The following is a 21,674-nucleotide window of genomic DNA, read 5'->3' on the forward strand; positions in this document are numbered from 1 at the left end:
TAGTGCAAAAATAGTGCAAAATAATGTTGGCAATTAGGATAAAATGGGGTATACTAAAGTTAGTTGTTTAAAATTTAACAATAAAGTATAAGATTATATGGAGGTACATTATGTTAGTATCAGCTAAAGAAATGTTAGAAAAAGCAAAAGCAGGACACTATGCTGTTGGACAGTTCAACATCAACAACCTTGAATGGACAAAGTCAATTCTTTTAACAGCAGAAGAATTAAAGAGCCCTGTTATTTTAGGAGTATCTGAAGGCGCTGGAAAGTACATGACTGGATTTAAGACAGTTGCAGCTATGGTTAAGGCTATGGATGAAGAATTAGGAATTACAGTTCCTGTAGCTCTTCACTTAGACCATGGTTCATACGAAGGATGCTACAAGTGTATTAAAGCTGGATTTACATCAATTATGTTTGATGGTTCACATTATCCAATCGAAGAAAACATTGCAAAGACTAAGGAATTAGTATCAGTAGCTCATAACATGGATATGTCAATTGAAGCTGAAGTTGGTTCAATTGGTGGTGAAGAAGACGGAGTTATCGGTAGAGGCGAATGTGCAGATCCTGATGAATGTAAAGCAGTAGCAGACCTTGGTGTTGATATGCTTGCAGCAGGTATTGGTAACATCCATGGAAAATACCCAGACAACTGGGAAGGACTTAGCTTTGAAACTCTTGATGCTATTCAGGCTAAGACAGGAGTTATGCCATTAGTTCTTCATGGTGGTACAGGTATCCCTGAAGATATGATTAAGAAGGCTATTGATCTTGGAGTATCAAAGATTAACGTAAACACAGAATGTCAGTTATCATTTGCTGATGCAACAAGAAAATATATTGAAGCTGGAAAAGACTTAGAAGGAAAGGGATTCGATCCTAGAAAACTTCTTGCTCCAGGTGCAGAAGCTATTAAGGCAACTGTAAAAGAAAAGATGGAACTTTTCGGTTCAGTAGGAAAAGCTGAATAATTAATATAAAATAACATATTTTATTAAAAAACAACTGGGATGTTGCATCCCGGTTGTTTTTTTCTGTAATAGGAAATTCTGAAAGAATTTCCTATTACAGAAAAAACGTTCCACTATGGATATACTTGCCTTTTTATGCTAATAATTTTATACTTAAATAAGTATATTTAGAAGGAAGACAAAGCTGTGGAAAATAGAGATAAGAAAAAAGATGAATTAAATAAAAAACAACAGAATAATACTGATAAGAAAAACATTGAAGACATGAATGAAACAACAAATAATGATGATAAGAAAAATGTGGAAGATATAACTGAAAGAAAGAAGACAGGCAAAAAACTGAAACTTTCAAATCGAGCTTATAACATTATCAGGTACGTTGCTTTAGTGTGTGCGGCAGCAGTGCTTATTTATGCATCATACAGCCTTACGGATTCTTATTTGAATTACAAAGAGGATGAGGCAAAGTACGCAGAAATAAACAAAATGTTCACACAGAAGACTGAAAATAAGAAAACCAAAAAAAAGAAAAATAAAAGTGAATATTCTTCATCTCTTACAACATGGGTTTGGGATTACAAAGCAATGTTGCAGTACAACGATGAAGCAAGAGGTTACATTAAATTAGATGGAACAAGAATACAGTATCCAATAGTAGAACATAGTGATAATGACTTTTATTTAAAAAAAGGTTCAGACAAAATATCAAATGGCGCCGGTGCCATATTCCTTGACTATAGAACGGCAGGTCTTGATGGCAAAATGTGTATTTTGTACGGTCATAACATGCTTGACGGCTCAATGTTTAAAGGACTAATGAGTTTTAGAGAGAGCAAGTTTGCTAAGGCACACCAGATATTTGATATATACGTTGGCTATAAACATTATCTATATTATGTTTTTTCAACATTTACTGCAAAAGATAACAATGAAGATGTTTATAAGTACGGCTTTGATGATGATGTTGCTTTCCAAAAATGGATTAATTTAGTAGCTGGAAAAAGCAGTCAGAAATTTGATTATGGCATTCCGGGAGTGGATGATAAGATTATAATGTGCTCTACCTGTGTAGACGATTATGGCAACAGACAGATTGTTTGTATGTATAGAGGAGAAGAGGTAGTAGATTAGCAAAAGTTGTAAAAATATGTAAAAATAAGGGGTAAACTTAATTTAATTAAGAAAAAGGTTTAAATAATTAGATAAATACCTTGATGCTATTGATTTTTATAAAGATATGATGTAGATTAGTCTGCGAATGAGGGAGACCTCACCGCTGAATGAGATTAAGGACAAGGGCGTTCTTCAAAATGAATATTTGGAGAAGTGCCTTTTTCTTTTGGGTTAATTAAAATAGCGGAAGAAATATGTTAGTAGAGAAAGGAACAGAAAACTATGGGAGTTAATATTGAAAAAGTATTTGGAGAAAACGTATTTGACGACTCAGTTATGAAAGTTCGCTTACCTAAAAGTGATTTTGAGAGAGTTAAAACTCTTATGCATGAAGGTGGAGAAATAACAGAAGATTTGGCAGATGTTGTTGCTCAGGCTATGAAAGAATGGGCATTGGAAAAAGGTGCTACACACTATACACATGTATTTCAACCATATGTTATTTCAGTAGGAGCTGAAAAACATGATTCATTTGCATCAGTACCAGTTGATGGAAAAATTGAAAATACATTTACAGGAAAAGAATTATTAATGGGAGAACCTGATGCTTCTTCATTCCCTTCAGGTGGACTTAGAGAAACATGTGGAGCAAGAGGATATACAGCATGGGACATTACATCTCCTGTTTACATTAAAGAAGATACACTTTGTATACCGACAGCTTTTTGCTCATATACAGGTGAATCACTTGACACAAAGACACCACTTCTTAAGGCAATGCATGCAGTAAGTAAGCAAGGTGTAAGACTTATGAGATTATTTGGAAATGAAAACACAAAGAGAATTTACTCATATGTTGGACCTGAACAGGAATACTTCCTTGTGGATAAGGAAAAATATTTGAAGAGACCTGACTTAATTTACTCAGGACGTACATTATTTGGAGCACCTGCTCCTAAGGGACAGGAAATGGACGATCAGTATTTTGGCGCAATTCCTCCAAGAGTAAAAGCATTCATGGAAGACATAGATGCGAAATTATGGAAGTTAGGAATCACAGCAAAAACAGAACATTGCGAGGTTGCTCCAGGACAGTTTGAAATTGCCCCAATCTTTTCAATTTCAAATGTTGCTTTAGATAACAACCTTTTAGTAATGGATATTTTAAAGAAAACAGCAAGACAGCATGGCTTAATTTGCTTACTTCATGAAAAACCATTTGATGGAATCAACGGTTCAGGTAAGCACAACAACTGGTCACTTACAACTGATGATGGAATTAACTTATTTAAACCTGGAAAAAAACCTGAAAATAACTCATTATTCCAGTTAGTATTAGCTTGTACAATGGCAGCTGTTGACGCACATGCAGTTCTTTTAAGATTAGCAGCTTCAAATACAGGTAATGACCACAGATTAGGAGCTAATGAAGCACCACCTGCAATTATCTCAATGTACTTAGGAGATCAGGTTGGAGACGTTGTAGATCAGATTATTAAAAATGGTGAAGCTACATCAAGTCTTTCATCAGGAGAAATTGATTTTGGTATTAAGAAACTTCCAAAACTTGAGAAGGATCCTACAGATAGAAACAGAACATCACCATTCGCATTTACAGGTAACAGATTTGAATTTAGAATGGTTGCTTCATCAAACACAATTGGTGATGTAAATACAGTTCTTAACGCAATGATGGCTGAACAGTTTGAAAAAGCTGTTGAAGTGTTAAGCAAGGCTGATGATTTCGAAACAGCAGTTACAGAATACACAGCTAAGTTAATGAGAGAACATCAGAGAATTATCTTCAACGGAAACGGATATTCAGAAGAATGGCCGGTTGAAGCTGAAAAGAGAGGTCTTCCAAACTGCAAATCTATTGTTGATGCAATACCTGCATTATTAGATGATACAACAATTGAAATGTATGGTAAGTTTGGTATTCTTTCTAAGGCTGAATTAGCAGCAAGAAAGGAAATCTTATTTGAACAGTATGCAGGTGTTAGAAATATTGAAGCATTAACAATGGTAGATATGGCTAACAAGTTAATTATTCCTGCAACAGTTAAATATACAAAAGAACTTGCAGATACTGTTTTAGCAGTAAAAGAAGCTGGTGTAGATGCAACAATTCAGGCAGAAATGTTAGCAGATGCTACAGCAAAATTAGCTGAAATGAAGAAGGCAGTTAAGAACTTGTCAGAAGTAACAGAAAAAGCTGCAAACGCAGGAGATGCACAGGCAGTTGCAGTTGCTTACAAAGATGAAGTTATGGAAGCAATGGCTGAACTTAGAAAACCGGCTGATGAACTTGAAGTAGTTATGCCAAAAGAAGAATGGCCAATGCCTACATACGGTGATTTAGTATTTGAATTATAATTACTATTTATAATAAAACCTCAAAAGGAGTTTGCGATTTTTATCGCAAGCTCTTTTTATGTAATAAGAAATTCTTTCAGAATTTCTTATTACATAAAAACGTTTCACTATGGATGCACACTAGCACAAAATGAAAAATGTTGCTAAAGCAACACGCGCTAGGCGCGTAGAATGCCCCAAGCGACATTCTTTTGGTTTAACAAGAAATGTCCCTTGCTACATTTTTCTTGCGTTGTTTTGCATAATTGTATAGAATAGTATTTATTCGTAAAAAGATAATAAGTAAAAGCCCGCAATATTAAAAGTGGGATTAAGGAGAGAAAATTAAAGATGAAAGTAATATTGGATATTCTATTGTTATTAGTAGGATTTTTATTCCTTATTAAAGGGGCTGATTTTTTCGTAGATGGAAGCGTGGCAGTTGCCAGAAGATTGAAAGTTCCATCAATTGTAGTGGGACTTACAATTGTTGCGGTGGGAACATCGCTACCTGAACTTGCCGTAAGTTCATTTGCTTCAGCAAAAGGCTCTAATGCTATTGCAGTAAGTAATGTTGACGGTTCAAATACATTTAACCTTTTAATGGTTTTGGGTGTAACAGCTCTTTTTGCAAGCATTAAGGTGAAACAGTCTATATTGAAGAGAGAGTTCCCATTTTTAGCCATAATTTCCCTTATATTGATATTTTTATTAGGAGATGCATTGTGGTTTGGAGATATAATCGGAAATGTGAATTTGCTTAAATTTTCAAACGGAAATGCTACAGTAGGGTCTGTTGGACGAATAGACGGCATATTATTGTTGTTACTGTTTGTAGGTTTTATTGCATGGACAATTTCTTATGCTTTAAGAGAAAGAACACAGGGCGATGATGGAGATATTCTAATGTCTAAGTCCAAATGTGTTTGGTTTATTCTTGGTGGTATAGTAGCAATTGTTGTAGGTGGAGAGGTAGTTGTAGATTGTGCCAAAAGTCTTGCATTGGCGGTAGGTATGAGCGAAACATTAGTAGGTCTTACAGTAGTAGCAATGGGAACATCTTTACCTGAGCTTGTTACATCAGCCGTTGCTGCGAAAAAAGGAGAAGCAGATTTGGCAGTGGGAAATGTAGTTGGCTCTAACATATCAAACATTTTATTGGTGTTAGGCGTTTCGGCTACAATATCACCTGTAACAGTTACTTTAAATAATGCGATTGATGCGGTTGTAGCACTACTTGTGGCAGTGATAGTTTATGTAGTGGCAATTACAAGTAAGAAGATTGAAAGAAAAGAAGGTATATTACTAATCTTTATTTATTGTTTATACATGGCATATATTATTTGCAGACAATATATGGCGTAAGTAAAAGATCACAGATTTGTTGGAAATGAATTTTTCACAAGAAGTTAGATATAACAATCTAACATTTGCCAGCGAGTTCATTTGAAGATTAATTGAAAACAAATCTGTGGTCTTTTTTTAGACAGCAAAAAGGATGCATCTCTGCATCCTTTCCGCAAATATATTCTAATAATAAAAAAGGGAGGGAATCGGATAAATCCGATCCAAAAAAATTATGAAAAAACATAAACAAAATGTATAGCAACTTTTGTTTATGTTTATATAATAATTTGAAAACGTGAAAAAAGAGTGTTTTCGATGTAAAGAAATTATGAACAAGGTGTAAAAAAGAAAACTAAAATTGTTTCAACGTAAAATACGTGTTCCTATAGCTGAATTTCTGCACGAAATGTAAACAGTTATTGAGTAAGTGCGTCTCTACAAAAAGGAATGTATCTTTTGCTACTATATGCACCGCTACAATGTAAGAAAAAGTAAATTATGCCGGTACGTAAAAGCGCTACATTATTAAGAATAAAAGACGAGTTTTATATTGAAAAAGAGGCAAGTTTCATATTGGAAAAGAGGCAAGTTGTACTGTGAAAATAAATGTGTTAGAATATTTAGAAATCCGAAATTTAATTTTGGACAAAATAAGAAAATGGTTGTCAGGGCAATATAAAGTCTGGCACTTAGAATATTTTAATAGAAAGGAACGAGAAAAATGGCACAGAATCCAATAGTAACAATCGAAATGGAAAACGGAGACGTAATGAAGGCTGAATTATATCCTGAAATCGCTCCAAATACAGTAAATAACTTTATAAGCTTAGTAAACAAAGGTTTTTATGATGGAGTAATTTTCCACAGAGTAATCAGAGGTTTTATGATTCAGGGTGGAGATCCACAGGGAACAGGTGTAGGTGGACCTGGATATTCTATTAAGGGTGAATTTTCATATAATGGTTTTGCAAATGACTTAAAGCATACAAAGGGTGTTCTTTCAATGGCAAGAACAATGGAACCAAATTCAGCAGGGTCACAGTTCTTTATTATGCATGAAACATCACCACATCTTGATGGTCAGTATGCAGCTTTTGGAAAAGTTGTAGAAGGTGAAGATATTATTGATAAGATTGCAGCAGTTGCAACAGATTATATGGATAAGCCTTTAGAAGAACAGAAAATGAAAAAAGTTACAGTTGAAACTTTCGGTCAGGACTATCCTGAACCTGAAAAGATGTAATGGAGGATTTCAATGGCTAGAATAACAAAAGATATGATTATTTCAGATATAATTGACATTCACATGGGATGTATACCAATTCTATTAAGTGAGGGAATGCATTGTGTGGGCTGTCCATCTGCTCAGGGAGAATCTTTAGAGGAAGCATGTTTGGTACATGGACTAGATGCAGACGCTTTAGCAAAGAAATTAAATGACTTTGTAGAAAATGTCAAAGAATAGAAGACGTACCACTATAGATGAGTTGGTACAAAAAAGAATAATTTTTAAAAAATAATTGCAAAAAAATAGTTCCAAAGATATTTGTTTTGTATGTAACAATATCATTTGGAACTATTTTTTATGGATTCTTAATTAAATCCTATAAAGCAACATCACCGATAATGCCATCGATAACATAGTATGCTTTCATATCTTCAGGTTTTACATAAATAGAAACTGAATTTATTGTTCTCTTTTTATTTTTTGCTTTGAAGTCAGCCTTTACAGCTTCTTCAATCTGCTTAGCATCAAATTCCATTCCCTGGAACTGAACATATAAGTTTGACTCTTTTTTAGTAGTCTTTTTAGCTGCTGTTTTCTTAGCTGTAGTCTTAGTAGCTTTCTTTTCTGTTGTTGTAGCTTTCTTTGTAACTGTTTTCTTAGGCTCTTCAACCTTCTTAGCAGTTGCTTTTGTTTCTTCAGCTTTCTTAGCTGGAGATTTCTTTGCTTCTGCAGTAGTCTTCTTTGTTTCAGTAACTTTTTTTGCTTCAGTAGCAACAACCTTCTTCTCTGTAGTAGCTTTAGCAGTAGTTTTCTTTTCTGCTTCTGCGTTTAATATTGAAGAAACAGTAACCTGCTTTGGTTCTGCTTTAGTTTCAGCTGCTTTTGTACTGATTGTGTTTCCCTTTTTAGTTGCCATAATAAATAATCCTCCTTGAATTTAACCAGGGTGAATCAAGTCATGTATTAATGTATTAGTATATATCAACCCTAATTTAATTGTCTTTCACGCAAATATCATACATCTACTAAATAAATTATGCAACGATTTACCTTGAAGTTTGTAACATTTGCCAAAAAAAGCGAATATTTTCGTAATAAAATTATGGAAATAAAAGTTAAAAATAATATATATGTGGACAAATAAAAGATTATAAGGAAGATTGGGAGTTTATGTATATAGGAAGAAAAACGTAGATATTTCATTGACACTATGTCGAAAAATTGTTAAAATTTTATTACAGATGACGAGCACAAATTTAACATATGTAACAAAAATGAATTATTAAATTAAAGATATACAATTTCTATATAAATACTAATTGTAAGTGACTACATTTGTTAAAGCATTAGATAGATTAGTTTGGGTGTTAATAGGATGAACATAAATAATAAAGAAGAATTAAAGAAACAGTTGTACATACATAGAAATAGAATATTTTATATTGCAGTATTTGCAATAGCTTCCATTATTACAATCGCATCAGTAATTGGAAGAAATGACAAGATTGTTTTAGTAGACAGCTCTCAGTTGGTTGTTAGTGAGAAAGAATCAATTGATGTGAAAAATAAGGATGAGCAAAAAGTAGCGGCAGTTGATAGAAATGATGCAACAGTAGAGGACACACATATTGAAACTGAAAACACAACAGGCTCTAAGATAGTTATTAATACTGATATTTTGAATGTTAGAAAGGATGCCACAGAAGATTCGGAGGCATTGGGAATCGCTGAGCAGGGAGATGAATTTGATATTATTGCAGAAGACGGTGAATGGATAGAAATTGACTATAATGGCAATAATGGATATGTAAAACAGGAATATGTACAGTTTAAATAAAATACATTTAAGAAATCCTTTATAATGGGATTTCTTTTTTTTATCACAAATGCTATAATGCTCTTTAACTGAACAAATATTATGGTTACAAAAGATAAACACATTATATTGGGAATTTATACATAATATAATGTAGACATTGTGACCGTAAGAGAAATGTAACTAACAGTTAAATATAGAAAAGGAGGGCGTATGAATTATATTGGATGGTTAATAGTGTTTGTAGTTTTTGCGGCACTGGAGTTGATTTCCCTTGGAATGACCTGTATATGGTTTGCAATTGGAGCTTTGGCTGCCTGTGTTACATCATTGTTTACCGGGAACTGGATTATTCAGGCAATTGTTTTTATAGTTGTTACGGTAATCGTATTGTTAGTGCTTAGACCTATTGCGGTAAAGTACATTAATAACAAAGCCGAGAGGACTAATGTGGAATCAATGGAAGGAAAGAACGGAAAAGTTATTTCTGAAATAGACAATATTAATGCAAAAGGAATGGTTCTTATTGACGGAATGGAATGGACAGCCAGAAGCGTTAATGAAGATATAATACCGGAAAACACATTAGTTGAAGTTGTAGCCATTGAGGGTGTTAAGGCTATTGTGAAAATTAAAAAGTAGATATAAATAAGGAGGAGAAAAATGGAAATTTTATTAGTAGTTATAGTGTTGGCAATTGTTGTCACATCAACATGTGTAAAGATTGTACCACAGGCACATTCATATGTTATTGAAAGATTAGGCGTATACAAAGAAACATGGTCTGTAGGAATTCACTTTAAGGTGCCTTTTCTTGATAGAATATCAAGAAGAGTTAATTTAAAGGAACAGGTTGCAGACTTTGAACCACAGCCTGTTATTACAAGAGATAATGTAACAATGCAGATTGATACTATTATTTTCTATCAGATTACAGATCCAAAGTTATATGCTTACGGTGTTGAAAATCCAATAGTGGCAATTAAGTCACTTACAGCAACAACACTTAGAAATATTGTGGGTGATTTGGAACTTGATGAAACACTTACATCAAGAGAAACAATAAATGCAAAAATGCGTACAGAATTAGATGTTGCAACTGATCCATGGGGAATTAAGGTAAACAGAGTCGAACTTAAGAACATTATTCCACCAAGAGATATTCAGGAAGCAATGGAAAAACAGATGCGTGCCGAACGTGAGAAACGTGAACAGATTCTTAGAGCTGAAGGTGAGAAGAAGTCAGCGGTTCTTATTGCAGAAGGTAAGAAAGAAGCAGCAATCTTAAATGCTCAGGCTGACAAGGAAGCAGCAGTTCTTAAGGCTGACGCTGAGAAGCAGAAGAAGATTCTTGAAGCTGAGGGTGAAGCCCAGGCTATTTTGAAGGTGCAGCAGGCTACAGCTGATGGTATTAAGGTAATTAAGGAAGCAGGAGCAGATGAAGCTGTTCTTACAATGAAGAGTTTAGAAGCCTTTGCCGCAGCAGCAGATGGTCAGGCTACAAAGATTATTATCCCATCAGATATTCAGGGAATTGCAGGAAGCGTAAAAGCACTTGCAGAAGTTATTAAAGAATAATATTATGTAGAAATCAGAAAAATTAAAAACTTAATATAATGTAGAGTTATGAAAATTCAGATTATTAAAGTTTAGTTATAATACTTGGGGCATATTTGATGTTAAAGAATACTTGAAAAGTAATGTATTTTAATGTAAGATATGCCCTGATATTAAGCAAAAATAAAACAGGTGAAAATATTATGTACAATGAAGATAGAGTTTTGTGTGGGGCAAATTCCTATGAAAAAAAATATTATTTGAATCCTAAATTTAACAATTTACCGGAACAGGTAAAACAGGAATTACAAATTATGTGTGTTATGTTTACTGAAGAGGTAGGTGGAACACTGATAGTTGAATATGATGAAGATGGTTACCTGCAGCTTATAACTCAGGCTGACGAGGGCGACTTGCTATACGATGAAATCGGAAGCGGATTGAAGATTCATCAGATTCAATTAGAGAAAAGAGAGCTTTTAGAAGCTCTTGAAATGTACTATAAAGTGTTTGTTTTAGGAGAAACGGAATAATGTTACTAACAGTAGATGTAGGAAATACAAATATCACATTGGGATTATTTAAAGGAGATAAAGTTTTTGCAAATTTGCGACTTAAGACTCAGTCAGCAAGAACATCAGATGAATATGGTTCATTGATTGCTGAAATGATAGTGAGAAAAGGCATAGACATTTCATCCATAAGCGATGTAATAATTGCCTCTGTTGTTCCAAAAGTAATGTATTCACTAAACAGTGGTATAATAAAGTATTTTGGAATCAAACCTATTATTGTAGGAGTTGGCACAAAAACAGGAATAAAAATCAACAGAACTGATCCAAGAGAAGTAGGAGCAGACAGAATTGTAGATGCTGTTGCAGCTTATGAGTTGTATGGCGGTCCATGTATTGTAATTGATTTTGGCACAGCCACAACTTATGACCTTATAAGCGAAAACGGTACATTAGAAGCTGGTGTTATTTCACCAGGAATTCAAATATGTGCAAAAGCATTATGGGATGGAACAGCAAAACTTCCTGAAGTTGAAATCAAAAAACCTGACTCTATTTTAGGAAAAGACATAATCACTAACATGCAGGCAGGAATTGTGTATGGTTATATAGGTCAGACTGAATATATTGTCAATAAGATTAAGGAAGAAAGCAAAATAAAAGACCTTAAAGTTATTGCTACAGGTGGTCTTGGAAATGTTATATACAAAAACACAGACTGCATCGATGTATATGATAAAGAACTTACTTTGCAGGGAATGCGAATTATATACGAAAAGAATAAAAAATAACTCATAAAGGGATAGAATAATGAAAATTGGTAATCTTGAAATTCAAAACCCTTTAGCGTTAGGACCAATGGCAGGCGTAACAGACCTGCCATTTCGTCTGCTTTGTAAAGAGCAGGGATGCGGAATTTTATATTCTGAAATGGTTAGCGCAAAGGCTATTTTATATAACAATAAAAAAACAAAAGATTTACTTGCTATTGATGAAGATGAGCATCCAATAGGAATTCAGCTGTTTGGTTCAGATCCGGATATAATGGCAGAAATTGCAGGCAGAGTTTCCTATGGAGCCTGTGATTTTATTGATATTAACATGGGCTGTCCGGTTCCTAAAATTGTTAATAATCATGAAGGTTCATATTTATTAACTCAGCCAAAGCTTGTTGAAGAAATTTTAACAAAAATGGTTAAGGAAAGCATTAAGCCCATAACAATTAAAATAAGAAAAGGCTTTAAAGATGGAGAACTACAGGCAACGGAAATTGCAAAAATTGCAGAAGCTTGTGGTGTATCCGCCATTGCAGTCCATGGGCGTACAAGGGAACAATACTACAGTGGAAAAGCTGACTGGGATGCAATCAAACAGGTAAAAGAAGCGGTTAATATACCTGTTATTGGAAATGGTGATATTTTTACACCGGAAGATGCCAAAGCAATGAAAGAATATACCGGGTGTGACGGGCTTATGGTTGGGCGTGCAGCAAGAGGAAATCCTTGGATATTTAAACAGATAAATGAGTATTTAAACACAGGAAAGCACATAGACAAGCCAACATCTGGGGAAGTAAAGGAAATGATTTTAAAACATGCCAACCTTATTGTGGAGTACAAAGGTGAATATACCGGAGTTCACGAAATGCGAAAACATATAGCCTGGTACACAGGTGGTTTGCCACATTCTGCTGAATTAAGAAGATTGTGTAACACAATGGAAACATATGAAGAATTAAAAGACTTAATAAACGAGAGATTGTAATATATAAAGGGGTTTTTGTTGACAATGGCAAAGGCTCTTGTTATTATAAAGTGTAAAACTTTGAACAAATTTGATTGGAGGAAGCAATAATGGCAGATAATGCAAAGAAAAATATACTTACTTATGCAGGTCTTCAGGAACTTGAGGCTGAATTAGAAGATTTAAAGGTAAATAAACGTAAAGAAGTTGCTCAGAAGATTAAAGAAGCAAGAGAACAGGGTGACTTATCAGAAAATGCTGAATATGATGCAGCAAAAGATGAACAAAGAGATATTGAAGCTCGTATCGAAGAAATCGAAAAAATCCTCAAGAACGTAGAAGTTGTTGGAGAAGATGATATTGATGATACAAAGATTAGTGTTGGATGCCATATTGTAATTCATGATTTTGAATATGATGAAGATCTTGAATTTAGCATTGTTGGTTCAACACAGACTAACAGTTTACAGGGCAAGATTTCAAACGAATCACCTATTGGAACAGCTTTAATCGGTCACGAAGTTGGTGATGTTGTAGAAGTTGAAATTGGTGAAACAGTTTCAAAATACAAAGTTCTTGAAATTAAGAAGACTAAATAAATATATTTAAAATATAAAGAGCGCACTACAGGTGCGCTTTAAATTGCGAAAACAGAGGAGAGAAAAATGGCAGGACAAAATAAGAATAACAACCAGGAAGTTGATACAAAGCAACTTTTAAAGGTGCGTCGCGAAAAGTTAGCTGACTTACAGGAAAGAGGCAAAGATCCTTTCCAGATTACAAAGTATGATGTAACACATCATAGCATGGAAATTAAAGAACATTTTGACGAATTAGAATGTGGACATGATGAAGAAGGCAAGTTAATAAAGGATCCTTCAAAGCTTGTATCTGTTGCAGGTCGTATTATGTTAAAGCGTGTAATGGGTAAGGCTTCATTCTGTAACATTCAGGATTTACAGGGAAATATTCAGGTTTACGTTGCAAGAAACGAAATCTGTGAAGAACCATTTGAAGAATACAAAGACTTCAAGAAGATGGATATTGGTGATATTGTTGGAATTAAGGGATATCCATTTAAGACAAAGACAGGTGAAATGAGTATTCATGCAACAGAAGTAACTTTACTTACAAAGAGTTTACAGATTTTACCTGAAAAGCATCATGGTTTAACAAATACAGACTTAAGATATCGTCAGAGATATTTAGACCTTATTATGAATCAGGAAGCAAAGGACGTATTTGTTAAGCGTTCAAAGATTATCGGCGAAATTAGAAGATACTTAGACGGACAGGGATTCATGGAAGTTGAAACACCTATGCTTGTACACAATGCAGGTGGTGCAGCAGCCCGTCCATTTGAAACTCATTTTAATGCATTAGATGAAGATGTTAAACTTCGTATTTCATTAGAGCTTTACCTTAAGAGACTTATTGTAGGTGGCTTAGAAAGAGTATACGAAATCGGTAGAGTTTTCCGTAATGAAGGTGTTGATACAAGACACAACCCTGAATTTACACTTATGGAATTATACCAGGCATACACAGATTACAACGGCATGATGGATTTAACAGAAAATCTTTACAGACATCTTGCAGAAACTGTATGTGGTAGTGCAAAGATTGTTTACAATGGAATCGAAATGGATTTAAGCAAGCCATTTGAAAGACTTACAATGGTTGATGCAGTAAAAAAATATGCAGGAGTAGACTGGAACGAAGTTGAAACAGTTGAACAGGCTAGAGAACTTGCAAAAGAACATCATGTAGAATACGAAGAACACCATAAGAAGGGTGACATCTTAAACTTATTCTTTGAGGAATTTGTTGAAGAACACCTTATTCAGCCAACATTTATTATGGATCATCCAATTGAGATTTCTCCTTTAACAAAGAAGAAACCTGAAAATCCTGAATATGTTGAACGTTTTGAATTCTTCATGAACGGCTGGGAAATGGCAAATGCTTACTCAGAACTTAACGATCCAATTGATCAGAGAGAAAGATTCAAGGCTCAGGAAGAATTATTAGCACTTGGTGATGAAGAAGCTAATACAACAGATGAAGATTTTATGAACGCTCTTGAAATCGGTATGCCACCAACAGGCGGTATCGGATTTGGTATCGACAGAATGTGTATGTTACTTACAGATTCAGCAGCTATCAGAGACGTATTATTATTCCCGACAATGAAGCAGTTGGATAAATAATTTATCAAATAAAAAGATTAAGCACTTTCTAAAAAGAGATTTTTAGGAAGTGTTTTTTTAAATAAAAATAAGTCAGAATAAAAATGAAACTCCATTAATTTCGGAAACTCAAAGATTATTTTATAAGCATATACTAACAGCAAGGTATGATAAAATACTTTTGTCATCGTTTGAGAAATTATGTAAAAGAGGTTGATAAAATGAAAAAGATAGCAACCCAAGGAGATATCTGTTTACAGGGAGATTATGATTTTGTATATAAGGTCGCAGAAATAACTTATACTTTGTGGGAAGACGAAAATCGAAAGCAGTACCATGATTTATTAAAGGCGCTATATAGCACAGAACGTAAGTTTTTGTATTCCTGCAGAAGAGCCGGTATAGCACAGTCTGCAAAGAAAGGAAATCTTTGCCCTAGCCTTTCTATTATATAAAAAAAGATACATTGACAAAAAATGAGGAGTTTATTTTTTTCCTATATTCAACTAACATTAAACCCGAAAATTGCAACAAGGACATATAATTAACATTAAATAAAGGGGCTAAGGTGAAAAAAATAACAAAATACTGGAAAAAATTAAAAATAAGAACTCAAATTATTTTAGTTTACATACTTATACTTATCTTATCGTTTGCACTAACATTTACTTTCGTATCAATGGTTAATAACAAATACACCAAAATGGAAGTTGGAAAAGCAGGGGAACAGACTGTTAGTGCAGTTCAGGGAAACTTGTCCCTTGTTTTTGAAAATGTAATACAACTTTCTACATATATATATTTTGATGATATAGTACAGGGCTCATTGAAAAAGATTAATTCCAAAAATATTGAAATTGAATACCAAAAGAACATAACAAAAAGTTTGTTTAATATGATATTATCGGGAGATTATATTTCAGGTGTGTACATTTTTGACAAATATGATAATTGTTACAACTCTTATAGGAAAACGCCAAGAAAAATAGATAAAAACATTAGGAAAACTAACTGGTATCGAAAAATGGAAAAGGCGAACGGAAATGGCTTTTTCTATAAAGGAAGCGATGGAACTATTGATTATTACCAAAATAATAACTATTTGTGTTATGTAAGACAAATTGTTGATAAAAATAATTACAAACCAGTGGCAACTTTGTTAATAACTCTTGACCCAAATGTATTACAGGGATATTTTAATCAGGTTTCTGATGACAAAAACCAGTTTTACATTGTGGATTCAAAAGGAGAATACGTTGTCGAACCAGAAAACAAACAGGAAAATTTTGTTAAATATACAAAAGATACTAAAAGAATGTCACAAGGCTTTGAAGAAGTAAAAACCTCTAAAGGAAAATGTATTGCTGTAGGTCACAGTATGGGAATACAGGATTGGAAAATAATAGGAACATTTTCTCTTGATGAAATATCTTCATTAACCCCTTACTATTCCACAGTAATCATTATTATCATGTGTCTTAACATTATATTTGTATTTTTGTGCTCAACCTTGCTAACGTATTTGATTTTTAAACCTATTGGAAAAATTGAAGAACATATGAAATTAATAGAAAATGGTAAGTTTATTACAATGGAAAGTGACGAGTACGAAAACGAAATAACCAATTTACGTCAGGTTTTTAATCATATGATTTTGTCAATAAAAAAACTTATGAACAAAGTAAAAGAAGAGGAAGGAATTATTGCCAAAGGAAAATTGGATATAATTTATGCTCAAATAAATCCTCATTTTTTGTATAACACATTAGATGCTGTGTCGGCGTTAGCATTAATGGAGGAAAATGAAAAGTGCTTTGAAATAACTCAGGCATTGGGAAATTTTTATAGAAATAGCTTGAACAGTGGCCTTGATTACATAACTGTGGAAGATGAAATAGACAGTATTAAAAGCTATATCACTATTTTAAATATGAGATATGACAATCAAATTAAGGTGGACTATCAGATAGAGGAGTCAGTGAAGAAGGAAAAAATATTAAAACTTTTGCTTCAACCGTTAGTTGAAAATGCAGTCCATCATGGATTGAATGGTGAGGAAGGTACTGTAAGCATTAAAGCTTTTTCTCAGGATGATGAAATTATTTTCATTGTGTCAGATGATGGCGTTGGAATGAGTGAAGACAGGGTCGAGGCAATATTGCATGGGAAGAATATAACAGGAAAATCAGGCTTTGGTTTGCACAGTTTAATACAGAGAATCAGACTTTTATACGAAATAGAAAATCCTATTATTATACAAAGCGAAATTGGAAATGGAACAGAAATAATTGTAACAGTTAAAAAGATGAAGGGGGAAAATTATATATGTTAAATGTACTATTAGTGGATGATGAAAAGTTAGAGCGGGTTTTAATTCACAAAGGCTACAGCTGGGAGGAGAATGGTTTTCGAATTGTAGGAGAGGCGGCTTCTGGAAAAGAAGCATTGGAATACATGGCGTACCATCATGTAGATATTGTTGTAACAGATATAAATATGCCGGTTATGGATGGTTTGAAATTTTCTGAGAGACTGTTGGAAAAGTATCCTAAATGTAAAGTCGTAATAGTAACCGGCTTTAGAGAGTTCGAATATGCACGAAAAGCCATAAAACTTGGAGTGGAGGAGTTCCTACTAAAACCTATTAATATAAAAGAACTGGCAGAGGTAATGAACAACTTAAAAAATAAACTAGCCAAAATCAAAGAAGAAGCTTCAAAGGTTGCAAAACTTAAGGAAAGTGTCGAAAAGAATTATGACATACTAAGGGAAAGTCTACTTTTAAGATTAGTAGAAAAAAGAATTGATGAAGAAGAAGCTTTAAAGAAAATGAACACTTATAACTGCATAAAACTTTTAGATGGTGTAGTGTGTGCAAATATTAAAATCAAAGAGACTCAGGAAAAAGAAAACTATCGAAAGGTGTTCGATTTTATTCAAAATAACAGTGGTGAAAATGCTATTTCCTTTGTACATTTTATGCACAATATAGTAATTCTTTTTGAGAATACAGATTTGAAAGAATGTATGGCTTATGTTAATGACTGGCATAAAAAAATTAATTCTATGGGGATAAGTGTAACTATTGGAATTAGTGAAAAAAACAGTGGCTTTGGTGGTATATCAACGTCATACAATCAAACCAACAAAGCTATTGAAGCGTCTGTTCTTTTAGGCAGAAATAAAGTTATTGGATATTCAGAATACAAGAAAATTATGAATCAAAATAACATAAAAAAGGAAATTGACTGGGATGAATTTTTAGAAGCGATAATTAACTGCAAAATGAAAAATGTTGAAAATCATTTAAACGATTATATAGAAGTAATCAAAGATACTAAAATTCCGGATGAAGAATATCTTAAATTAATGACTATGACAATGATTATGCGCGCAGGTTCCACTTTAAATAAATATGGAATAAACTTATATGAGCTAATAAATGAAGAAAAGGTGTTTAGTGATGTAAGAGGAATTACAAGTTTAAAGGACGTTTCCGTATGCACAAAAAAATACATTGAAACTATTTGCGAGTACCACAATCAGAAGAAAGTCAAAAGAAATACAAATGTAATTAAGGATGCACTTGAATATGTAAATAGAAATCTATATAACTCAAAACTTTCTTTGAAAAAAGCAGCAACAGATTTATATACAAACGAGAGTTATTTAAGCAGAGAGTTTAAGAAGGCGTATGGTATGAGTTTTGTTGAATATGTATCAAGGAAGAGAATTGATGCAAGTAAGAAGTTACTTAAGGAAACTAATCTGAAGGTATATGAAGTGGCTGAAAAAATAGGTTTTAAAGATGCACATTATTTTTGCATATGTTTTAAGAAACAAACGGGTCAAACAATAAAAGAATACAGAGGCGCATAATAAAAAAGGTTAAAAATTTGAGTAAAATTTTTAACCTTTTTTAGTCAAAATATTAAATTGAGATAGGCGTTATGAATAAAGTATACTTTGGTTATAAAAATTGAGGAGGAGATACAATGAGAAAGAAATTTTTTAAGAAAGCGTTGGCACTTACTTTAGCGTCAACAATGGCATTCTCAATGGTAGGATGCGGAAGTAGCAGCAAGGATAGCAGCGAAGGAAAAAGTGATGATGGAACAATCACTTTAAATGTTTGGCACCAGTGGTCAAACGACACTAACGAACTTAAGGGCAGATATGAAGAAGCTGTAAAAGCGTATGAAAAAGAAAACCCTAAGGTAAAAATCAAAACAGAAACTTTAGACACAGAAGCGTACAAAACAAAAATTAATGCTGAATTTGCAGGAGATGCAAAGGGTATTGATGTATTTTATTGGTGGGGCGCAGGCACAGCTAAGAAGCTAGTTGATGCGGGAAAAGTAATGCCTTTGGATGATTACATAACTGATGAAGTTAAGTCAAATATGATGGAAGGCGCAACATCAGCCTTTGAATATGATGGTAAGTTATATTCAGTTCCAATGTTTTCATGGTACATGACATTGTTCTGCAATAAGGCATTATTTGAAAAGGCTGGCGCAAAGCTTCCTAACACATATGATGAATTAGTAGATGCTGTTAAGAAGTTAGAAAAAATAAAAGGCGTTACACCAATGGCTGCAGGAGCAAAGGACGGATGGAATGCAGCTTTTGTATATCAGGCATTAGCGTTAAGAGAAGTTGGAGCAACAGGTGTAAACGATATGTTATCAGGAAAGAAAGAATTCGGTGACGAAGGTTACACAAAAGCAGCAGAAAAAGTAAAAGATTTATATGAAATGGGTGCATTTGGCGACAATCCTTTAGAACAGGGTAACGATGATGCAAATGCAGCATTTGAAAATGGAAAAGCAGCAATGAGAATTATGGGAAGTTGGTTTGCTAACAATGTATACACTGACAAGGCAGCAACAATAAAACCAGAAGATGTTGTAGCATTAAAGATTCCTACAATTTCAGATGGAAAAGGTGAAGCAACAGATTATTGTGGTGGATTCGTTGAATCATTCTGGGTAAACAATAACACAAAATATAAAGAAGAAGCAGCAAAGTTTGCCATTTACATTAATGAAAAAATGGGTGTTGCATCATACGAAACAGGTTCAGGATTTAGTGGATGGAAAACAAAAGCAGACGAAAGCAAGTTAAATCCATTATTTATTCAGATTAAAGATTTATTATCAGAAGGAAAGCAGGGCGTACTTGCATGGGATACATCTTTAGAAGCAGAACCTGCAGCAGTACATAATGAACAGGTACAGACTTTATTTGCAGATGGAGCAGATGTAAAAGCGTTTATAGAAGAACATAAGGCAGCAATTAATGGTAAATAGTAAGTGAGGCGGGAAGTATTATGAACAAAATGCTTGGAAATAAAAAGTACATATTAATATTTATATTACCGGCGTTAGTTTTATTTATAGGATTTACATTGATTCCGTTAATAACATCAGGTATATACAGTTTCTTTGAGTACAACGGGATTGGGAGCAAAACATTTATCGGCATAAAAAATTATATACAATTATTTACTGAGGATAGATATTTTCCTCTCGCAGTTAAGAATTCATTAATACTTGTTGCAGCATCATTATGTATTCAGCTACCAATATCTTTAACATTGGCTTTGGTATTATCAAAAGGTGTAAAAGGAGACAATTTTTTTAGAACCATATATTTTATTCCAGTTGTAATATCAAGTATGGTTATTGGTCAGTTGTGGTTGAAAATGTTTAATAGTGACTACGGTGTAATTAACACCGTAGTCAGATATTTTATACCAGATTATGAACATTCGTGGTTAACTAAAAATGCATTTCTGACAGTATTGATACCCTCTATATGGCAATACATTGGTTACCATTTGATTATTTTCTATGCCGGTATTAAATCAATATCAACTGATTACTATGAGGCTGCCCAAATTGATGGGGCATCAACGTTGCAAATTTATAGAAAAATAACTTTACCGTTGTTGGTACCTGTAATAAAAACCTGCGTAATATTTGCAATAACAGGTTCTCTAAGAGCATTCGATTTAGTTTATGTTATGACTGGTGGTGGACCAAATCACGTCAGTGAAGTTCCTGCCACATTAATGTATAACAACTTATTTAGAAAAGGCTTATATGGTTATGGAAGTGCTCAAGCCTTTTTCATAGTAGTAGAATGTTTAATATTTACATTTATTGTAAATAGGATATTCAAAAAAGCAGAGAAAAATGTGTCAGCAGTGTAGGAGGGGGAAATGAACAAGAAGAAATTAAAATCAATACCAAAATTTACAATATTATTGTTAATTGCAATAACTCAAATTTTCCCCTTATATTGGTTAATAACATTTTCTTTAAAAAGCAACACGGAAATATTTGGAGAGAATGTTATAGGATTACCAAAGATATGGAGATGGGACAATTATGTAACAGCTCTAAGTTCTTCCAACTTAATACGATATTTTCTGAACTCTGTTTTATATACAGTAGTTACAGTAGTTGTAGCTGGCGTAATAGCAGCTATGGCAGCATACGCAGTTTCTAGAATGATATGGAAAATGAGAAATATTGTCTACGGATTATTTATGATAGGAATTATGATACCAGCGCAGGCAGCGTTACTTCCACTATTTCAGATTTTGGATAAATTAGGCTTAAAAGGTGGTTATTTAGGACTAATGATTCCGTATATAGCAGGTGCGTTACCTATGAGTATTATGATTTTAGTAGGCTTTTATAGAGGTATACCAAGAGAAATGGAAGAGGCAGCGTACATTGACGGATGTGGAATTTTTAAATGCTTTGTACAAATTATTTTACCTATGGTAAAACCAGCAATAGCTACAGCTTCAATATTTACATTTTT

21 protein-coding genes (1 of these 21 running past the window's edge) are annotated in these 21,674 nt (G+C 33.5%); 20 read left to right on the forward strand and 1 reads right to left on the reverse strand.

Annotated elements, in window-relative coordinates:
• The first annotated feature begins 110 nt into the window (after positions 1-110).
• The 6 genes from fba (at position 111) to DW006_RS05680 (ending at position 7,257) form a co-directional block, all read left to right on the forward strand.
• A complete protein-coding gene (gene fba / locus DW006_RS05655) occupies positions 111-977 on the forward strand; it encodes a class II fructose-1,6-bisphosphate aldolase (RefSeq protein WP_022166274.1) in 867 nt (288 codons plus the stop codon).
• Between the two features lie 186 nt (positions 978-1,163).
• Positions 1,164-2,108: a class B sortase gene (locus DW006_RS05660; protein WP_022166273.1), complete on the forward strand. Its 945-nt coding sequence runs from the start codon at positions 1,164-1,166 to the stop codon at positions 2,106-2,108.
• A 264-nt stretch (positions 2,109-2,372) separates the two neighbouring features.
• Positions 2,373-4,466 carry a glutamine synthetase III gene (locus DW006_RS05665; RefSeq protein ID WP_117999412.1) on the forward strand — a complete coding sequence of 698 codons (2,094 nt, stop codon included), beginning with the start codon at positions 2,373-2,375 and terminating at the stop codon, positions 4,464-4,466.
• A 330-nt stretch (positions 4,467-4,796) separates the two neighbouring features.
• Complete coding sequence (locus tag DW006_RS05670; protein ID WP_022166271.1) at positions 4,797-5,810, forward strand: calcium/sodium antiporter; 1,014 nt, start codon at positions 4,797-4,799, stop codon at positions 5,808-5,810.
• A gap of 703 nt (positions 5,811-6,513) precedes the next feature.
• A complete protein-coding gene (locus DW006_RS05675) occupies positions 6,514-7,035 on the forward strand; it encodes a peptidylprolyl isomerase (RefSeq protein ID WP_022166270.1) in 522 nt (173 codons plus the stop codon).
• A 12-nt stretch (positions 7,036-7,047) separates the two neighbouring features.
• Complete coding sequence (locus DW006_RS05680; protein ID WP_022166269.1) at positions 7,048-7,257, forward strand: DUF1858 domain-containing protein; 210 nt, start codon at positions 7,048-7,050, stop codon at positions 7,255-7,257.
• A 139-nt stretch (positions 7,258-7,396) separates the two neighbouring features.
• Here DW006_RS05680 and DW006_RS05685 read toward each other — a convergent pair whose 3' ends face one another.
• A complete protein-coding gene (locus tag DW006_RS05685) occupies positions 7,397-7,936 on the reverse strand; it encodes a DUF6465 family protein (RefSeq protein WP_117999413.1) in 540 nt (179 codons plus the stop codon).
• A gap of 459 nt (positions 7,937-8,395) precedes the next feature.
• Between DW006_RS05685 and DW006_RS05690 the strand changes: the two genes are divergently transcribed.
• The 14 genes from DW006_RS05690 to DW006_RS05755 all read left to right on the forward strand — a co-directional run.
• Positions 8,396-8,857, forward strand: coding sequence for an SH3 domain-containing protein (locus DW006_RS05690; protein WP_117999414.1), 462 nt, complete (start codon positions 8,396-8,398; stop codon positions 8,855-8,857).
• A gap of 192 nt (positions 8,858-9,049) precedes the next feature.
• A complete protein-coding gene (locus DW006_RS05695) occupies positions 9,050-9,478 on the forward strand; it encodes an NfeD family protein (RefSeq protein ID WP_117999415.1) in 429 nt (142 codons plus the stop codon).
• Positions 9,479-9,499: 21 nt separating this feature from the next.
• The gene (locus DW006_RS05700) at positions 9,500-10,414 is read left to right on the forward strand and encodes an SPFH domain-containing protein (RefSeq protein WP_022166265.1); all 915 of its coding nucleotides are present in this window, start codon (positions 9,500-9,502) and stop codon (positions 10,412-10,414) included.
• A 182-nt stretch (positions 10,415-10,596) separates the two neighbouring features.
• Positions 10,597-10,926 carry a DUF6145 family protein gene (locus DW006_RS05705; RefSeq protein ID WP_117999416.1) on the forward strand — a complete coding sequence of 110 codons (330 nt, stop codon included), beginning with the start codon at positions 10,597-10,599 and terminating at the stop codon, positions 10,924-10,926.
• Positions 10,926-11,696: a type III pantothenate kinase gene (locus DW006_RS05710; RefSeq protein WP_117999417.1), complete on the forward strand. Its 771-nt coding sequence runs from the start codon at positions 10,926-10,928 to the stop codon at positions 11,694-11,696. Before DW006_RS05705 ends, DW006_RS05710 begins: the two co-directional genes overlap by 1 nt.
• A gap of 19 nt (positions 11,697-11,715) precedes the next feature.
• Positions 11,716-12,669 carry a tRNA dihydrouridine synthase DusB gene (gene dusB / locus DW006_RS05715; protein WP_117999418.1) on the forward strand — a complete coding sequence of 318 codons (954 nt, stop codon included), beginning with the start codon at positions 11,716-11,718 and terminating at the stop codon, positions 12,667-12,669.
• An 89-nt stretch (positions 12,670-12,758) separates the two neighbouring features.
• Positions 12,759-13,247, forward strand: coding sequence for a transcription elongation factor GreA (gene greA / locus DW006_RS05720; RefSeq protein WP_022166261.1), 489 nt, complete (start codon positions 12,759-12,761; stop codon positions 13,245-13,247).
• Positions 13,248-13,313: 66 nt separating this feature from the next.
• Complete coding sequence (lysS, locus tag DW006_RS05725; RefSeq protein ID WP_117999419.1) at positions 13,314-14,858, forward strand: lysine--tRNA ligase; 1,545 nt, start codon at positions 13,314-13,316, stop codon at positions 14,856-14,858.
• Positions 14,859-15,058: 200 nt separating this feature from the next.
• Positions 15,059-15,292: a hypothetical protein gene (locus tag DW006_RS05730; protein ID WP_117999420.1), complete on the forward strand. Its 234-nt coding sequence runs from the start codon at positions 15,059-15,061 to the stop codon at positions 15,290-15,292.
• Positions 15,293-15,405: 113 nt separating this feature from the next.
• Entirely contained in the window at positions 15,406-17,169 is a 1,764-nt protein-coding gene (locus DW006_RS05735; RefSeq protein WP_117999421.1) for a histidine kinase, read from the forward strand.
• A complete protein-coding gene (locus DW006_RS05740; RefSeq protein WP_117999422.1) occupies positions 17,163-18,716 on the forward strand; it encodes a response regulator in 1,554 nt (517 codons plus the stop codon). Before DW006_RS05735 ends, DW006_RS05740 begins: the two co-directional genes overlap by 7 nt.
• A 116-nt stretch (positions 18,717-18,832) precedes the next feature.
• Positions 18,833-20,149, forward strand: a complete 1,317-nt coding sequence (locus DW006_RS05745; protein ID WP_243002586.1) for an extracellular solute-binding protein — start codon at positions 18,833-18,835, stop codon at positions 20,147-20,149.
• A gap of 20 nt (positions 20,150-20,169) precedes the next feature.
• Positions 20,170-21,054 (forward strand): sugar ABC transporter permease, encoded by an 885-nt coding sequence (locus DW006_RS05750; RefSeq protein ID WP_117999423.1) that lies wholly within the window; start codon positions 20,170-20,172, stop codon positions 21,052-21,054.
• Between the two features lie 9 nt (positions 21,055-21,063).
• Positions 21,064-21,674 carry the 5' portion of a carbohydrate ABC transporter permease gene (locus tag DW006_RS05755; protein WP_117999424.1) on the forward strand. It continues 220 nt past the right edge of the window, so 611 of the gene's 831 nt are visible here — the first part of the coding sequence; it begins with the start codon at positions 21,064-21,066; its stop codon lies beyond the right edge, outside the window.

The sequence above is a fragment of the Eubacterium sp. AF36-5BH genome, assembly GCF_003460505.1.
GTDB lineage: Bacteria > Bacillota > Clostridia > Lachnospirales > Lachnospiraceae > Eubacterium_G.

Excerpts from the sequence above, each read along its gene's own strand:
- DW006_RS05685 (WP_117999413.1), bottom strand. The coding sequence starts at position 7,936 with ATGGCAACTAAAAAGGGAAACACAATCAGTACAAAAGCAGCTGAAACT.
- DW006_RS05680 (WP_022166269.1), top strand. The coding sequence starts at position 7,048 with ATGGCTAGAATAACAAAAGATATGATTATTTCAGATATAATTGACATT.
- DW006_RS05750 (WP_117999423.1), top strand. The coding sequence starts at position 20,170 with ATGAACAAAATGCTTGGAAATAAAAAGTACATATTAATATTTATATTA.
- DW006_RS05675 (WP_022166270.1), top strand. The coding sequence starts at position 6,514 with ATGGCACAGAATCCAATAGTAACAATCGAAATGGAAAACGGAGACGTA.
- DW006_RS05695 (WP_117999415.1), top strand. The coding sequence starts at position 9,050 with ATGAATTATATTGGATGGTTAATAGTGTTTGTAGTTTTTGCGGCACTG.
- fba (WP_022166274.1), top strand. The coding sequence starts at position 111 with ATGTTAGTATCAGCTAAAGAAATGTTAGAAAAAGCAAAAGCAGGACAC.
- DW006_RS05665 (WP_117999412.1), top strand. The coding sequence starts at position 2,373 with ATGGGAGTTAATATTGAAAAAGTATTTGGAGAAAACGTATTTGACGAC.
- DW006_RS05670 (WP_022166271.1), top strand. The coding sequence starts at position 4,797 with ATGAAAGTAATATTGGATATTCTATTGTTATTAGTAGGATTTTTATTC.
- DW006_RS05730 (WP_117999420.1), top strand. The coding sequence starts at position 15,059 with ATGAAAAAGATAGCAACCCAAGGAGATATCTGTTTACAGGGAGATTAT.
- DW006_RS05740 (WP_117999422.1), top strand. The coding sequence starts at position 17,163 with ATGTTAAATGTACTATTAGTGGATGATGAAAAGTTAGAGCGGGTTTTA.
- DW006_RS05710 (WP_117999417.1), top strand. The coding sequence starts at position 10,926 with ATGTTACTAACAGTAGATGTAGGAAATACAAATATCACATTGGGATTA.
- DW006_RS05745 (WP_243002586.1), top strand. The coding sequence starts at position 18,833 with ATGAGAAAGAAATTTTTTAAGAAAGCGTTGGCACTTACTTTAGCGTCA.
- dusB (WP_117999418.1), top strand. The coding sequence starts at position 11,716 with ATGAAAATTGGTAATCTTGAAATTCAAAACCCTTTAGCGTTAGGACCA.
- lysS (WP_117999419.1), top strand. The coding sequence starts at position 13,314 with ATGGCAGGACAAAATAAGAATAACAACCAGGAAGTTGATACAAAGCAA.
- DW006_RS05700 (WP_022166265.1), top strand. The coding sequence starts at position 9,500 with ATGGAAATTTTATTAGTAGTTATAGTGTTGGCAATTGTTGTCACATCA.
- DW006_RS05690 (WP_117999414.1), top strand. The coding sequence starts at position 8,396 with ATGAACATAAATAATAAAGAAGAATTAAAGAAACAGTTGTACATACAT.
- DW006_RS05705 (WP_117999416.1), top strand. The coding sequence starts at position 10,597 with ATGTACAATGAAGATAGAGTTTTGTGTGGGGCAAATTCCTATGAAAAA.
- greA (WP_022166261.1), top strand. The coding sequence starts at position 12,759 with ATGGCAGATAATGCAAAGAAAAATATACTTACTTATGCAGGTCTTCAG.